The 13938-nt window shown below is 72.9% G+C and carries 14 protein-coding genes and 1 tRNA gene; 6 read left to right on the top strand and 9 right to left on the bottom strand.

What is annotated here, in order from left to right:
• Window positions 1–84 precede the first annotated feature (84 nt).
• Both ACH41F_RS11610 and ACH41F_RS11605 read right to left on the bottom strand, forming a co-directional pair.
• Window positions 85–1503: a cytochrome P450 gene (locus ACH41F_RS11610; protein ID WP_391235101.1), complete on the bottom strand. Its 1419-nt coding sequence runs from the start codon at window positions 1501–1503 to the stop codon at window positions 85–87.
• Between the two features lie 100 nt (window positions 1504–1603).
• Window positions 1604–2050 carry an ion channel gene (locus ACH41F_RS11605; protein WP_391235103.1) on the bottom strand — a complete coding sequence of 149 codons (447 nt, stop codon included), beginning with the start codon at window positions 2048–2050 and terminating at the stop codon, window positions 1604–1606.
• 221 nt (window positions 2051–2271) lie between these two features.
• Between ACH41F_RS11605 and ACH41F_RS11600 the strand changes: the two genes are divergently transcribed.
• The 6 genes from ACH41F_RS11600 to ACH41F_RS11575 all read left to right on the top strand — a co-directional run bounded on the left by ACH41F_RS11600 (window position 2272) and on the right by ACH41F_RS11575 (window position 8566).
• Window positions 2272–3045, top strand: a complete 774-nt coding sequence (locus ACH41F_RS11600; RefSeq protein ID WP_398834543.1) for a hypothetical protein — start codon at window positions 2272–2274, stop codon at window positions 3043–3045.
• A 132-nt stretch (window positions 3046–3177) separates the two neighbouring features.
• Window positions 3178–3984, top strand: a complete 807-nt coding sequence (locus ACH41F_RS11595) for an SAM-dependent methyltransferase (protein WP_391235107.1) — start codon at window positions 3178–3180, stop codon at window positions 3982–3984.
• A 30-nt stretch (window positions 3985–4014) separates the two neighbouring features.
• Window positions 4015–5427 carry a glutamine synthetase family protein gene (locus ACH41F_RS11590; protein ID WP_398834539.1) on the top strand — a complete coding sequence of 471 codons (1413 nt, stop codon included), beginning with the start codon at window positions 4015–4017 and terminating at the stop codon, window positions 5425–5427.
• A 1-nt stretch (window position 5428) separates the two neighbouring features.
• Window positions 5429–6529, top strand: a complete 1101-nt coding sequence (locus tag ACH41F_RS11585) for an amidohydrolase family protein (RefSeq protein ID WP_398834536.1) — start codon at window positions 5429–5431, stop codon at window positions 6527–6529.
• 15 nt (window positions 6530–6544) lie between these two features.
• Entirely contained in the window at window positions 6545–7081 is a 537-nt protein-coding gene (locus tag ACH41F_RS11580; RefSeq protein WP_391235113.1) for a DUF4916 domain-containing protein, read from the top strand.
• A gap of 195 nt (window positions 7082–7276) precedes the next feature.
• A complete protein-coding gene (locus ACH41F_RS11575; protein WP_391235115.1) occupies window positions 7277–8566 on the top strand; it encodes a hypothetical protein in 1290 nt (429 codons plus the stop codon).
• Between the two features lie 184 nt (window positions 8567–8750).
• On the opposite strand, the gene ACH41F_RS11570 is transcribed toward ACH41F_RS11575, so the two are convergent.
• The 7 genes from ACH41F_RS11570 to tdh form a co-directional block, all read right to left on the bottom strand.
• Window positions 8751–8824, bottom strand: a tRNA-Pro gene (locus ACH41F_RS11570).
• Between the two features lie 293 nt (window positions 8825–9117).
• Complete coding sequence (locus ACH41F_RS11565) at window positions 9118–9477, bottom strand: MmcQ/YjbR family DNA-binding protein (protein ID WP_391235116.1); 360 nt, start codon at window positions 9475–9477, stop codon at window positions 9118–9120.
• Window positions 9478–9507: 30 nt separating this feature from the next.
• Window positions 9508–10047 carry a GNAT family N-acetyltransferase gene (locus tag ACH41F_RS11560; RefSeq protein WP_398834531.1) on the bottom strand — a complete coding sequence of 180 codons (540 nt, stop codon included), beginning with the start codon at window positions 10045–10047 and terminating at the stop codon, window positions 9508–9510.
• On the bottom strand, window positions 10044–10628 hold the full coding sequence (locus ACH41F_RS11555) for a helix-turn-helix domain-containing protein (protein WP_391235121.1): 585 nt from the start codon (window positions 10626–10628) through the stop codon (window positions 10044–10046). The genes ACH41F_RS11560 and ACH41F_RS11555 overlap by 4 nt, the downstream gene beginning before the upstream one ends.
• A 39-nt stretch (window positions 10629–10667) precedes the next feature.
• On the bottom strand, window positions 10668–11570 hold the full coding sequence (locus ACH41F_RS11550; protein WP_398834528.1) for a LysR family transcriptional regulator: 903 nt from the start codon (window positions 11568–11570) through the stop codon (window positions 10668–10670).
• A 37-nt stretch (window positions 11571–11607) separates the two neighbouring features.
• Window positions 11608–12825: a glycine C-acetyltransferase gene (locus ACH41F_RS11545; RefSeq protein ID WP_398834525.1), complete on the bottom strand. Its 1218-nt coding sequence runs from the start codon at window positions 12823–12825 to the stop codon at window positions 11608–11610.
• Between the two features lie 19 nt (window positions 12826–12844).
• A complete protein-coding gene (tdh, locus tag ACH41F_RS11540; RefSeq protein ID WP_391235634.1) occupies window positions 12845–13873 on the bottom strand; it encodes an L-threonine 3-dehydrogenase in 1029 nt (342 codons plus the stop codon).
• Window positions 13874–13938 lie beyond the last annotated feature (65 nt).

The raw sequence follows: 13938 nt of genomic DNA, 5'->3' as shown, positions 1-13938 counted from the left end.
CGACCGACCGGTTGAGCCGCTCCGCACCCTCCGCCCCCTGTGCCCGGCACAACCCCCGGGCACAACCGCGCTCCTGACGACCATTCAGTCGCCGGAGCGGATCAGCCCCGTCAGATACCGCCACAGCGACGAGCGCCGCTTGATCGTCTGGTCCGGCCCGTCCACCGGACCCACCGGGTCCGCCTCGGGCGCGGCGGGCCGCACCGGCCCCGAGCCGATGTTCCCGGTCAGTTCGTACCGCACCGGCAGCGAGCGCAGTCCCCGCATGAACGGCGAGGAACGCCAGGGGAGTTGGTCGACGGGCAGGGCCAGTTCCAGATGCCCGAACCGTTCGACGATGCGGGTCACCCCGGCCGCCGCAATGGTGAACGCCAGCTCGCGCGCCGGGCACTGGCGCGGCCCCGCCCCCCAGGCCAGATGCGCCCGGCTGCTGATGCTGGAGGAGCCCGGCGTGGTCTGCCCGGCGAACAGGGGGTCGGCGTGCGCGGCGGCGGCGGAGACCCACACGGGGTCGCCGGCCCGGATGGTGTAGGCGCCGAGCGGGGTGTCCGCGGCGGCGAACCGCGGCACGAAGTTGACCAGGGGCGGCTTGCGCATGACGACCCGGTTCATGGTCTCCCGCACCATCCCGGCGGACAGGGTGTGGCGCACCCCGCCGTCGTTGTCCCCGGAGATGACCTCGACGACGGTGTTGGAGATGAGGATGCCGACGTGGTCGGAGGTCATGCCCAGCAGCATGAACAGCTCGCGGGCCAGCTCGTCGACCGTGAGGTCGGGGTGGGCGGCGAGAAGGTGGGAGGGGAAGTCGTCGCCCGGTTCCCTGGTCTTGGCGGCGGCCAGTTCCGAGAGGGTCACCAGCAGCCGGGCCAGGGCGGGTTCGGCGTCCGGCCCGGCGTCCAGCACCCGCCACATGTCCATCAGGGCGTCGTCGCCCTGGGAGCCGGGAAAGCCCAGCAGATGGCTCGCCGCCATCAGGGGCAGCGGGCGGGAGAACTGGGCCGACAGGTCGGCGAGCCCGGACCGGCCGCCCTGACCGAGCAGGTTGATCAGCTCGTCGGCGTAACCGGTGACGGCCGCCTTCAGGCGCTTGGCCTGCGGGTTGCGCGGGTCCTGAAAGGGCCGCAGCGCCGCGTCCCAGGCACCGCGCAGCCGCGGGTAGCCGGGACCGCCCTGGATCAGCACATGGTTGACCTCCAGCGACGGGCCGAGCGGCCAGTCGGCGGGCACCCTGCCCTCGGTGCGGGCCCGCCAGTTCTCCAGCCCCTTGGGCCAGCCGGCGTCGTCCTGGAGCACCTGGAGCGACTCGCGGTAGCCGAGCACCAGCCAGGCGGGCACGCCGAGCAGGTCGACCGGGGCGACCGGGCCGTGCCGTTCGCGCAGCCGCTCGTAGACGAGCCCGGGACGCGTCTCGTAGTCCCGGGTCAGCAGGGGTTCGGGGGCCAGGTCCTCCAGCCGCGCACCACCCGACGCGGGCTCCTGCTCCTCGACCACGTGGAACTCCATCGTGCTGCCGCCCCCTTCCACACCCGCCCGCAGCGGAATCGCACGGGACCCTACCCGAGGCCTCGGGCGCGTCGAGCGGCGGGGTACTCGCCGGTAGCGTTCAGCGCGGTCCGCCTTTTCCCGTCACCAACTCCTCCAGCCGGTCGAAGCGTTCGTGCAGGGCCCGGGCCGTGTCCTGGGCGAGCCGGTGCCGGCGCTCGTGCTCCCGGCCGACGAACCAGGTGGCCAGGGCCGCGGTGACCATGCCGTACGTGGTGATGCCGACGACCATCACCACGGCGCCGACGACCCGTCCCCAGGGCGTCACCGGGTAGAAGTCGCCGTACCCGACGGTCGTCGCGGTCTCGATCGACCACCACAACGCCTTCGGGTACGACGTGAGGTTGGCGCCCCTCGCCCCCTCCTCGGCGATCACCACCGCCCACGAGCCGACGGCCGCCACGACTCCCAGCACGGCCGTGGCACCGCTCGCCGCCTTGAGATGGAGCGAGCGTCCCTCCCGCCCGAGCAGCAAGTCGACGGCCCTGGTGAGGAATCCGGGCAGCATGACGACTCCTTCGGTGCGGGTCCGGCCGTGGGGCCAGTGTCGGTGCCCCACCGCGATCGGGCATGCCGGACGGGTCGTTCGAGGTGCCGTAAGCCGTCGTCCGCCCGCCGGCATCACCCGCGCCTCCCCCACGGCTCACCCGAACGGTCCGGATGAGCTGGTGGAGCGCACGAGCCGGTGCTGCGCTGAGGGCACACCCACGCCCCCAGGAGGCAGTCGCCATGAGCCGTCGCCCGTCCCGCACCGCCCGCGTCCTCGCCCCGGCCCTGACCGCGACCGTGCTGCTGACCTGCGCGGCCTGCTCGGACGACGACAAGGAGTCCGACACCTCGGCCATCGGCGCCTCCCCGGTCGCCGCCGGATCCCCCACTCCCGCGGACCGCCTCACCGAGGCGGAGGCCCGGCAGGCGCTGATCACCGAGACGGACCTCGAGGACGACTGGACACGCGTGAAGGACGCCGGGACCTGGCGGGACAGCCTGCTCGTCGGGAAGGTCGACGTGGCCGACTTCCTCACCGCGAAGGCGGACACCGCCGACTGCCAACGGCTCCTGGACGGCCTCTACAGCGACGCGTTGCTGGGTGAGCCGTCCGGCGCGTCCGCGCTGACCGGCTTCCAGGAGGAGGACTCCCGGCTGCTGTACCAGGTGGGCTCCTACCGACGGGCGGGCCTGGACACCTCGCTGGCCTGGCTGAAGTCCCTGCCGGTCACCTGCGACCGGTTCACCGCGACGGACTCCGCCGGCGACCGGCGCACGGTCCAGGTCACCGAGACCTCGCTGCCCGATGAGGGCGACGCCCGTGAGGGTGTGCGGGTGACGGTCCAGGGCACGTCCGACGGCAACCCGGTCACCCTCACGCTGGACGTCGCCGCCGTCCGGGTCGGCGCGGACGCGATCACGGTGACGGCCGGCGGTCTCGACGGCGACGAGGACGACTCCGTGGCGGACGCCGTGCGCGCCGGCACCAAGCGCCTGAAGGACGCGGTGAGCTGAGCCCGGCTCCGGCCATCTCACCTCTCCCGCACCCCACTTGGGCCGATCCCGGGACAGCTTGATCATCCGGCGGCACAATTGGCGGCGACGGCCCGCGGCGCCGCGGCCGTCGGGGCGAGGAGAGGACGAGACGTGAGCGACACCCCGTCGGGCGGGACACCGAAGCTGGACACGACCGTCGCGCACAACGCGCGCGTGTGGAACTACTGGATCGGCGGCAAGGACAACTACGAGGTCGACCAGCAGGTCGGCGAGCAGGTCGCCGGGATGTTCCCGATCATCCGGGCGATCGCCCGCGCCGACCGCGACTTCCTCGGCCGGGCCGTGCGGTACCTGGCCGCCGAGCGCGGGGTGCGGCAGTTCCTGGACATCGGCACCGGTCTGCCGACGGTCGACAACACCCACGAGATCGCCCAACGCGTCGCCCCGGACGCCCGGGTGGTCTACGTGGACAACGACCCGATCGTCCTCGCCCATGCCCGCACCCTGCTCACCAGCACCGGCAGCGGTGTCACGGACTACATCGACGCCGACGTCCACGACCCCGACGCGATCCTCGAACGCGCCGCGCGCACCCTGGACTTCACTCGGCCCGTCGCGGTGATGATGCTCGGCATCCTCAACTTCGTCCTCGACGACGACACGGCGCGCGGCATCGTCCGCCAGGTGCTGGCCCAGGTCCCCTCCGGCAGCTTCCTGGTGCTGACCCACCCCACCTTCGACGACGCCCTCGGCGGCGCGGGCCAGATCCCGGCCATGAAGTTCTGGAACGAGAACGCCACCCCGCCGATCACCGCGCGCAGCGGCACGGAGATCGCCGCGTTCTTCGACGGTCTGGACCTGGTGGAGCCGGGCCTGGTGTCCTGCTCGCAGTGGCGCCCCGACTCCGGCTCCCCGGGCGCGGTACCGCAGTTCGGCGCGGTGGCCGTGAAACCCTGACGCCGAGGACCAGCCCGTCGAGGAGGACGTATGACCCGCCTTGCCGATCTCACCGACCCGGTGCCCGGAGGGCATCCCGGTGACGTCGACCGTGCCACCGCCCTGAGCGGCGAGCTGGCCGGCCAGGGTGTGCACGGTGTCGTGCTGTCGTACGTCGACACGGCGGGCGTCGGCCGGGTGAAGACGATCCCCACGGCGAAGCTCGCCGCGGCCGCGGCCTGGGGCGTGGGCATGTCGCCGGTCTTCGACACCTTCCTGGCGAACGACTCCATCGTCACCACCGACGTCCTCGGCTCCCCCGACGGCGACCTGCGCCTCTTCCCCGATCTCGGCCGGCTCGTGGTGCTGGCCGGGCAGCCGGGCTGGGCCTGGGCCCCCGTCGACCGCGTCACCCAGGAGGGCGAGCGGCACCCGGGCTGCACCCGCACCCTGCTGCGCCGGATCGTCGCGGACGCGGAACAGCGGCACGGCATCACGTTCAAGGCGGCCGTCGAGATCGAGTGGGCGGTCGGTCAAGGGACAAGGGCGGACGGGGAGTTCGTCCCGGCCGTGTCCGGGCCCGCGTACGGCGCGAGCCGTCAGATCGAGCTCGGCGACTGCATGGCCGACCTCCTCGCCGCCCTCGCCGCACAGGGGGTGGACGTCGACCAGCTCCATCCCGAGTACGCGGCAGGGCAGTTCGAGGTGTCGGTGGGCGCGCTGGACCCGGTGGCGGCGGCCGACCGGAGCGTGCTGGTGCGCCAGACGATCCGCGCGGTGGCCCAACGGCACGGGTTCGTGGTGTCGTTCGCCCCGGCCGTCCTCGCCGAGGGCGTCGGCAACGGCGGCCATCTCCACCTGTCCGCCTGGCGGGACGGCACCAACCTCCACTCGGGCGGCGACCGCCGATACGGCATGACCGCGGAGGCGGAGTCGTTCGCGGCCGGTGTCCTCGCCCGTCTCCCGGCCCTCACGGCGGTGACGGCCCCGAGCCCGGCGAGCTATCTGCGGCTCCGGCCCTCCCAGTGGGCCGGGGTGTTCACCGCCTGGGGCCGCGAGACCCGCGAGGCGGCGGTGCGGATCGTCACCGGCACCCTGGGCCTGCGCGACCAGGCCGCCAACCTGGAGGTCAAGCCCGTCGACCTGGCCGCCAACCCGTATCTGGCGCTGGCGGGCGTGATCGCGGCGGGCCTCGACGGTGTCACGTCGGGCACCGCGCTGCCGGAGGAGATCATCGGCGACCCGGCCCGGCTGCCGGCCGAGGAGGCGGGGCGCAGGGGCGTACGCCGACTGCCCACGTCGCTCGCCGAGGCGGTCGCGGAGTTCCGCGCGGACACCACGCTGCGGGGCGCCCTCGGCCCGGTCCTCGCCGACGCCGTGATCGCCGTACGGGAGGGTGAGATCGCGGCGGTGGCCGGGCTGGACGACGAGCGGGTCGCGGCGGCGTACCGCTGGAAGTACTGACATGGGCGCCGTCCACGAGGCACTCGCCGCCCTGAGCCTGGTCGATCACCACTGCCACGGTGTGGTGACCGACCCCCTGGACCGGCCCGGCTTCGAGTCGCTGCTCACCGAGGGCGACCGGTGGCCGGGCGTCTCCACCTTCGACACCCCGGTCGGCGTCGCCGTACGCCGCCACTGCGCGCCCCTGCTCGACCTGGACCGGCACGCCCCGGCGGAGGTGTACCTGGCGCGCCGCGCGGAAGTGGGCCCGGAGGAGGTCAACCGGCGCTTCCTGGCCGCCGCGGGCACCGGCACCTACTGCCTCGACACCGGGTTCGGTCCGGCCGAGCTGGCCGCCGACGACGTGCACGAGGTGGTCCGGCTGGAGAGCGTGGAGGAGGCGCTGGTGGCCGAGGGGGTGGAGCCGGACGCGTACGCCGAGGCGTTCCGTTCGGCGGCGCACGCGGCGGTGCGGCGGCCCGGGGTCGTCGGGGTGAAGTCCGTGGCCGCCTACCGCACCGGCTTCGACCTGGACCCGGCCCGTCCGTCGGCGGCGGAGGTCGAGCGGGCGGCGCGGGACCGGGTGGCTGCGGTCGGACGGCTCCAGGACCCTGTCCTGGTCCGTCATCTGCTGTGGACGGCGGTCGACCTCGGCCTGCCGCTCCAGTTGCACACGGGCTTCGGCGACAACGACATCCGGCTGCACCGCGTGGACCCCACGCACCTCACGGACTGGCTGCACCTGACCGCAGGCACCGTCCCGGTCATGCTGCTGCACTGCTGGCCGTACCAGCGGCAGGCCGGCTATCTGGCGGCGGTCTTCGAGCAGGTGTACCTGGACGTCGGCCTCACCCTGCACCACGTCGGCCCGGCCCGGGCGCGCGCGGTGCTGGAGGAGGCGCTGGAGATCACACCGTTCAGCAAACTGCTGTACAGCTCCGACGCGTACGGTCTGGCGGAGTTCTACGCGCTCGGCGCGCTGTCCTTCCGCCGGGGCCTGGGCGAGCTGCTCCAGGACCGGGTGGACGCCGACGAGCTGAGTCTGTCCGACGCCCTGCGGCTCGTCGAGTGGGCAGGAGCACACAATGCGCGCCGGGTCTACCGCCTGCCCGGCCCCTCCTGAAAGTATGATCAAGCAATGTCTGACATGACCGAAACCACGCCCGGCTGGCTGACGACCGACGACCTGGAACAGGCGCGGGCCCGGATGCCGATCCTGTACGTCGAGGCCGTGCCCGTGCGGGTCGACGACTGCGGCGAAGTCACCAGCGTGGGTCTGCTGCTGCGCATCGGCCCCGACGGAACGGTCAGCCGGACACTGGTCTCCGGCCGTGTACTGCACCACGAGCGCGTCCGCGACGCCCTCATGCGGAACCTGGAGAAGGACCTCGGTCCGGTGGCGCTGCCCCGCATCCCGGCCGCCCCGCAGCCCTTCACGGTGGCCGAGTACTTCCCGACGCAGGGCATCACGCCGTACCACGACCCCCGTCAGCACGCGGTGTCGCTGGCCTACGTGGTGCCGGTGAGCGGTGACTGCCGTCCCCGTCAGGACGCCCTCGACCTGGTCTGGTTCAGCCCGCAGGAGGCCGTGTCGGAGGCGGTGCAGAGCGAGATGCCGGGCGGGCACGGGGTGCTGCTCAAGCAGGCGCTGGCACACCTGGGCTGCGCGGTCTGAGCACGGCGGACTGCACGGCGCGAACTTCGCGGCGAGCCCGGCGGCCCGGCCGGCGCACCCGGCACGCGTGAAACCCGACGAAAGATCATTGCGGCGTACAACTCTTCGGCCGCCGCACATGTCTCATCTCCGGGAACTCCGCGTTCCCCGGCGGTTCGACCGGCCGCCCTCGTCGATTCACACAGAGGTACGTGCATGTTCCAGGCTCCCCCCACCCCCAGCACGCTCCGCCGGGCCACCGGTGCGTTGGGCGCCGTCGCGCTCCTCGCGCTGGGTGCGGCGCCCGCGGTCGCGGCCGACGCTCCCGCGCCGGGGCTGGTGCTGAGCGAGATCGCGCCGGTGGACGGCCTGAAGCCGGGTGCCGGCTTCGACGTGCCGGCGACCTTCACGAACACCGGCGCGCAGGCGCTCGACAAGGTCTATCTGTCGTACGACGTCACCCAGGGGCTGGGCGTCGCCGACGTGCCCTCCAACTGCCTCGTGTACGAGGTCTCCTCGATGGACGAGGAGCCGCGCTCCACCTCGGTCGTCTGCAAGTTCGACCAGACCGTGGAGCCCGGTGTCGTCTACGCGCCGGAGAAGACGCAGCGCGTCGACGTCCTCGACACCGCCCTCTACGACGAGCTGCGGGTGTCGGTCACCGCGTACGACTCCGGCGGCGGGGACAACTACGGCGAGCCCGTGCCGGGGACCGCGCCCGCGGTGAAGCTGGTCCAGCGACCGGACGCCACACCCGCCCCGGCCGGCAGCGCGGAGCACGAGGACTGGGACGCTGCCACAGTCCCGGTGACGTCGGTGAACACGGCCGACTTCCGGGCGGCCGCGTCGAAGGTGACGGGCAAGGTCGGGGCCACGGTGCCGCTGAAGGTGGACTTCACCAACGCCGGCCCCGCCTGGGTGCAGGCCAAGCGCGACAACCCCGTGACCAGGATCCGCGTGACGATGCCCGCCGGGACGACCGTCGTCGGCGACGCCTCCTGCAAGAAGCTCGAGACGCGCGTCTACCAGTGCGGCACCTCCCAGGACTGGATCGAGGCCGGCAGTACCGAGACCCACACCTTCAAGCTGCGGATCGACAAGGCCGTGGCAGGGGCGAAGGGCTCCGTGCGGCTGGGCACCGAGGCCCGGCCGTTCGACGAGAACAAGGACAACGACAGCGCCGACATCCTGATGGATGTCACCGGGGGCGGCGGCTCGACCGGCGGGGACGGCGGGGGCGGCTCCACCGGGGGCGGCGACTCCACGAGCGGGGGCGGCACCACGACCGGTGGGGGCGGCTCGACGGACGGCGGCTCCACCGGCGGCTCCACGACCTCCTCGACCGGCGGTTCCGCCACGACCGGCACCACCGGCGCCACCGTCGACGGGGACCTGGCGAGCACCGGCTCCTCCGCCACGCTGCCCCTCGCGGGCGCGGCCGCGGCGGCCGTCGCCGTGGGCGCCGGCGCGATGGTGGTCGTACGCCGCCGCAAGGCTCAGCAGTGACGACCCCCAGCCCCGTGCGGCTCCCCTCCTGATCCGCCGCGGGACCGCCTCGTCGGTGATCTCCGTGTCACCGACGAGGCGGGACCCGGTGCGCGCGGCGGCTCTCATCGCAGCGAGCGGGGAGGTCTGGGTGCACGAGAAAGGGCCCCCACAGGCTCTCGCCTGTGAAGACCCTTCGACACCGTCGGGACGACAGGATTTGAACCTGCGACCCCTTGACCCCCAGTCAAGTGCGCTACCAAGCTGCGCCACGTCCCGGTGTCCGTCTGACCTGGGGTTTCCCCCGGCCGAACGTGCAGGGAAACAATACCGCACTCGGGTCGGTGGTCGCGCACACCTTTATGCGGGGGCGACGGTCCGGGGCTCGCTCAGGTCGACTGTCCGGGGCCCGGGGGCGACGCGTACGAGGTCGCGTGTCGCGGGCACCGAGCGAAGGCGGGCACAGACCACGATGCTGGTCGCGCCGGCGACGAGGAGGACGTGGTCGGCGCCGACCGCTCGCCGGAGAGGCGCCGAAGCCACCGGCCAGGACAGCGGCCCCGGCGCTCCGCTCAGCCCGCCTCCGGCCGCCCCAACTCCGGATAGGCCTCCAGCAGTCGGGGCGAGGCGGCCTGGCGCCAGGAGTCGGCGAGGATGGCCCGCAGTTCGTCCTCGTCCTCGATCGCCGCGAGCCGGGCGCGGACCCACGCGAAGTGTGCCTCGTGCTCGGCGATCCAGAACTTCTCCGGCTCGGCCAGCACCAGTTCGTCCCGCTCCTCCTTCGGGCAGCGCACCGCGAGGGAGGTCTCCTCCTCGGGCAGCGTGGCGAACATCTTGCCCGCGACCCGGAAGGTGGGCATGCTCCAGGCGATCTTCTCGGTGGTGTCCGGCAGGGACAGGGCGATACGGCGTACGTCTTCGGCATCCGGCATGGCAGGCACCGTAGCCGCTCGCACTGACAATCACCTGGTGGGAGGGCTCGCCCCAAGCCGCTTGTAGTAGAGGGTGGTCGGCCGCAGCACCCCGGCCGGGTCGGCGGCGTAGTCCGGGATCACTCCGGCACGGGTCCAGCCGGCCCTCGCGTAGAGGTGCTCCGCCGGACTGTCGGTCTCGGTGTCGAGGTGGAGGAGGGTGATACCGGCCGCGGCGGCGGACTCCTCGGCAGTCCTCAGCAGCGCGCGGCCGAGACCCCGGCCACGGGCGTCCCGGTGGACCATGAGCTTCACCAGTTCGGCGCGGTGGCGACTGTTGGGCTTGTCGGGGAAGGCCAGGCTGACGGTGCCGACCGTCCGGTCACCGACGTGCGCCGCCCAGATCGCGAGGGTCCCGGCGGCCACTCCGGCGGCCCGCTCCTTCCACCAGGCGATGGCCTCGGCGTGGTCGAGGGGGGCGAGGAAGCCGATCGAGGCGCCTCCCTCGACGGTGTCGACCATGAGGTCGGCCAGCGCGTCGATCCGGTCCAGTACGCCGGTGGCACTCAGGCGTGCCGGGGTCACGGTCATGGCAGCACCACCGCCAGCACGTACCGCACCGGCTCCGGCCCGGCGCACCGGAACCGCGTCGCACCCCACACGCGCAGTCGCAGACAGTCCCCGGCCTCCAGGTGGTGCGCGGTGTCCTGCGCGCTCACCTCGAGTGCCCCTTCCAGGACCCAGATGTGCTGTTCCAGGCCGGGCACGGGCGGCCGGTCGTAGGCGATGTCGGCGCCCGCCGTGAGCCGTCCCTCGACGAGTTCGCCGCGCAGCCCGGCGTGCGGGGGCGACACGGACCGGCGTACGAATCCGGAGGCCCGGTCCTCCCAGACCGGTTGCTCGGCGGCCCGTACCAGCGCCGCGGGCTCGGCCTCGACCTCGCTGAGCAGCTGGGACATGGTCCGGCCGTAGACCCCGCACAGGCGGTTCAGGAGGGAGGCGGTCGGGCTGATCTCGGCGCGCTCGGCCCGCGACAGCGTCGACCTGCTCACCCCGCTGCGTTCCGCCAACTCGCCCAGCGACCAGCCCCGTTCGGCCCGCAACTCGGCGAGGCGGGCACCGAGCCGGGCGTCGACGGGGTCGGGCCCGGTGTCGACCACATCGTGTCTCATATTCGGGATCCTATCCCGAATATGAGAACTCCCGGTTTCCTACGCCCGGGCGACCTCGGCGAGCGCCTCCAGGACCGGGCGGATCAACGGGTGGTCCTCGGCGCCCCGCCGGACCGCCGCGAACACCCGGCGGGTGGGGGCGGTGCCGTCGACCGGGCGTACGACCACGCCGGTCAGGTCCATGCCGATCAGCGCCGAGCGCGGGACCAGCGCGACGCCCGCGTCGGCCGAGGCCAGGGCGACGACCGCGCGGAAGTCGTCCGAGGAGTGCTCCAACCGGGGCTGGAAGCCTGCGCTCTCGCAGGCCAGGACCACCACGTCATGGCAGGGGTTGCCCGGGTAGGGGCCGATCCACGCGTCCTTGGCCAGCTCCGCGAGCGGCACCTCCTCCGCCTCGGCCAGCCGGTGCCGTACGGGCACGACCGCGTCGAAGGGCTCGGCGTACAGCGGGACATGGGCCAGGCGCGGGTCGTCGGCGGGTGGCGCCCCGCGGTACTCCACCGCCACCGCCACGTCGACCTGCCGGTCCAGCACCATCGGCAGACTGGCGTCGCCCTCCGCGTCCTGGACCCGGATACGGATGCCGGGCGCGGTGTCGGCGAGGCGGGACACCGCGGGCGCGACGACGAGGGCGATGCCGGTCGCGAAGGAGGCGACGGTGACCGTGCCCGCCTCCCCCGAGCCGTACGCGGCGAGCTCGGCCTCTGCGCGCTCCAGCTGGGCCAGGACGGCGTTGGTGTGGCTGAGCAGGATCTCGCCGGCCGCGGTGAGCCGTACCCCCTTCGCGCCGCGCTCGACCAGACGGTGTCCGGTCTCCTGCTCCAGGGCCGTCAGCTGCTGGGAGACCGCGGAGGGGGTGAGGTACAGCGCGGCGGCAGCCGCCGTCACCGTGCGGTGGTCGGCCACCGCACGCAGGATGTGGAGCCGCCGCGCTTCGATCATGAGATCGATTGTCTCAAATGCCCCCGTGCGCTCCGGCTCAGCCCGCCGACCCCGCCGCGGCCTCCGCGTCCAGCTCCGTCCGCGCGGCGACGAAGGCGTCCACGGCCCGGTTGACGTCGTCCGTGGAGTGCGCGGCCGACAGCTGGACACGGATGCGTGCCTGGCCCTGCGGCACGACGGGGTACGAGAAGCCGATGACGTACACGCCGCGCTCCAACAGCAGCTCCGCCATCCGGCCCGCCTTCGCCGCGTCGCCGATCATCACGGGCGCGATGGCGTGGTCGCCCGCGAGGACGTCGAAGCCCTCCTCGGTCATCCGGCGGCGGAACAGGGCGGTGTTCTCGGCCAGCCGGACGCGCAGGTCGTCCGCGGACTCCAGCAGGTCGAGGACCTTCAGGGAGGCCGCCGCGATCACCGGGGCGAGGGTGTTGGAGAACAGGTACGGGCGGGAGCGCTGCCGCAGCAGGGCGACGATCTCCGCGCGGGCGGCCACATAGCCGCCGGACGCACCGCCGAGCGCCTTGCCGAGGGTGCCGGTGACGAGGTCCACCCGGTCCATCACCCCGTGCAGTTCGGGGGTGCCGCGGCCGCCGGGACCGACGAAACCGACGGCGTGCGAGTCGTCGACCATGACCATGGCGTCGTAGCGGTCGGCGAGGTCGCAGATCTCGCGCAGCGGCGCCACGTAACCGTCCATCGAGAACACGCCGTCGGTGACGATCAGCCGGCGGCGCGCGTCGGAGGCGTCCTTCAGTTGGGCTTCGAGGTCGGCCATGTCGCGGTTGGCGTAGCGCAGGCGGCGGGCCTTGGACAGGCGGATGCCGTCGATGATCGAGGCGTGGTTGAGGGCGTCGGAGATCACCGCGTCCTCGGGGCCGAGGAGGGTCTCGAAGACACCGCCGTTGGCGTCGAAGCAGGAGGAGTACAGGATCGTGTCCTCCTGCCCGAGGAACGCCGACAGCCGCGCCTCCAGCTCCTTGTGCACCTCCTGCGTACCGCAGATGAAGCGCACGGACGCCATGCCGTAGCCCCAGCGGTCCAGGGCCTCGTGGGCGGCGGCGACGACCTCGGGGTGGTCGGCGAGACCGAGGTAGTTGTTGGCGCAGAAGTTCAGGACCTCGCCGGGGCGGCCGCCCGCGGTGACGGCGACGGTTGCCGACTGCGGGGTGCCGATGACGCGCTCTGGCTTGTGCAGACCGGCGGCGCGGATCTCGTCGAGGGTGGCGCGGAGGTCGTCACGGACAGAGTCGAACATGGGTCAGGCTCCTAATGGGTTACGCGGTCCAGTCGAGGATGACCTTGCCGCCGCGACCGCTCGCGGCGTCCTCGAACGCCGCCTCGAAGTCGCGGTAGTCGTAGCGGCCGGTGATCACGGGGGCGAGGTCGAGGCCGCCCTCCAGGAGCACCGACATCGCGTACCAGGTCTCGAACATCTCACGGCCGTAGATGCCCTTGATGGTGATCATCGAGGTGACGATCCGGGCCCAGTCGACCGGGAACTCCTCGGCGGGCAGGCCGAGCATGGCGATCCGGCCGCCGTGCGTCATGTTGGCGATCATGTCGCGCATCGCGACGGGGTTGCCGGACATCTCCAGGCCGATGTCGAAGCCCTCGCGCAGACCGAGGGAGCGCTGGCCGTCGGCGATCGTGGACCGGGCGACGTTCAGGGCGAGGCTGACGCCGATCTTGCGGGCGAGCTCCAGGCGCTCCTCGCTCACGTCCGTGACCACCACGTTGCGGGCACCGGCGTGCTTGGCCACCGCAGCCGCCATCAGCCCGATCGGCCCGGCGCCCGTGATCAGCACGTCCTCGCCGACCAGCGGGTACGACAGCGCGGTGTGCACGGCGTTGCCGAACGGGTCGAAGATCGCGGCGACGTCGAGGTCGACGGGGACGCGGTGCACCCAGACGTTGCCGGCGGGCAGCGCGACGTACTCGGCGAAGGCACCGTCCCGGCCGACGCCGAGCCCGACGGTCGCCCGGCACAGGTGGCGGCGCCCGGCCTGACAGTTGCGGCACTTGCCGCACACCAGGTGGCCCTCGCCGCTGACCCGGTCCCCGACGGCGATGTCGACGACGTCCCGCCCGGTCTCCACGACCTCCCCGACGAACTCGTGGCCGAGCACCAGCGGGGTACTGATCGTCTGCTGCGCCCATCCGTCCCAGGACCGGATGTGCAGGTCGGTGCCGCAGATCCCGGTGCGCAGCACCTTGATCAGTACGTCGCCGGGTCCGACGACGGGTTCGGGGACGTCCGCGAGCCACAACCCGGGCTGCGCCTTCTCCTTGACCAGCGCCTTCAACGCTACGGCTCCTGTGGGTGCGGTCCCGCGCGCGTGCACGCCGAAGCGGCCCGCGTCCGGGAAGA

Origin of the sequence: Streptomyces sp. NPDC020489 (assembly GCF_044386545.1) — a bacterium.
Taxonomy (GTDB): Bacteria; Actinomycetota; Actinomycetes; order Streptomycetales; family Streptomycetaceae; genus Streptomyces.
Note: the sequence above shows the minus strand (reverse complement) of the source record. Positions and strands in the feature narration are given on the sequence as shown.

What these genes read in the sequence shown, in the direction of transcription:
- ACH41F_RS11610 (WP_391235101.1), bottom strand. Translation starts at nt 1,503, where the DNA reads ATGGAGTTCCACGTGGTCGAGGAGCAGGAGCCCGCGTCGGGTGGTGCG.
- ACH41F_RS11605 (WP_391235103.1), bottom strand. Translation starts at nt 2,050, where the DNA reads ATGCTGCCCGGATTCCTCACCAGGGCCGTCGACTTGCTGCTCGGGCGG.
- ACH41F_RS11600 (WP_398834543.1), top strand. Translation starts at nt 2,272, where the DNA reads ATGAGCCGTCGCCCGTCCCGCACCGCCCGCGTCCTCGCCCCGGCCCTG.
- ACH41F_RS11590 (WP_398834539.1), top strand. Translation starts at nt 4,015, where the DNA reads ATGACCCGCCTTGCCGATCTCACCGACCCGGTGCCCGGAGGGCATCCC.
- ACH41F_RS11585 (WP_398834536.1), top strand. Translation starts at nt 5,429, where the DNA reads ATGGGCGCCGTCCACGAGGCACTCGCCGCCCTGAGCCTGGTCGATCAC.
- ACH41F_RS11580 (WP_391235113.1), top strand. Translation starts at nt 6,545, where the DNA reads ATGTCTGACATGACCGAAACCACGCCCGGCTGGCTGACGACCGACGAC.
- ACH41F_RS11575 (WP_391235115.1), top strand. Translation starts at nt 7,277, where the DNA reads ATGTTCCAGGCTCCCCCCACCCCCAGCACGCTCCGCCGGGCCACCGGT.
- ACH41F_RS11565 (WP_391235116.1), bottom strand. Translation starts at nt 9,477, where the DNA reads ATGCCGGATGCCGAAGACGTACGCCGTATCGCCCTGTCCCTGCCGGAC.
- ACH41F_RS11560 (WP_398834531.1), bottom strand. Translation starts at nt 10,047, where the DNA reads ATGACCGTGACCCCGGCACGCCTGAGTGCCACCGGCGTACTGGACCGG.
- ACH41F_RS11555 (WP_391235121.1), bottom strand. Translation starts at nt 10,628, where the DNA reads ATGAGACACGATGTGGTCGACACCGGGCCCGACCCCGTCGACGCCCGG.
- ACH41F_RS11550 (WP_398834528.1), bottom strand. Translation starts at nt 11,570, where the DNA reads ATGATCGAAGCGCGGCGGCTCCACATCCTGCGTGCGGTGGCCGACCAC.
- ACH41F_RS11545 (WP_398834525.1), bottom strand. Translation starts at nt 12,825, where the DNA reads ATGTTCGACTCTGTCCGTGACGACCTCCGCGCCACCCTCGACGAGATC.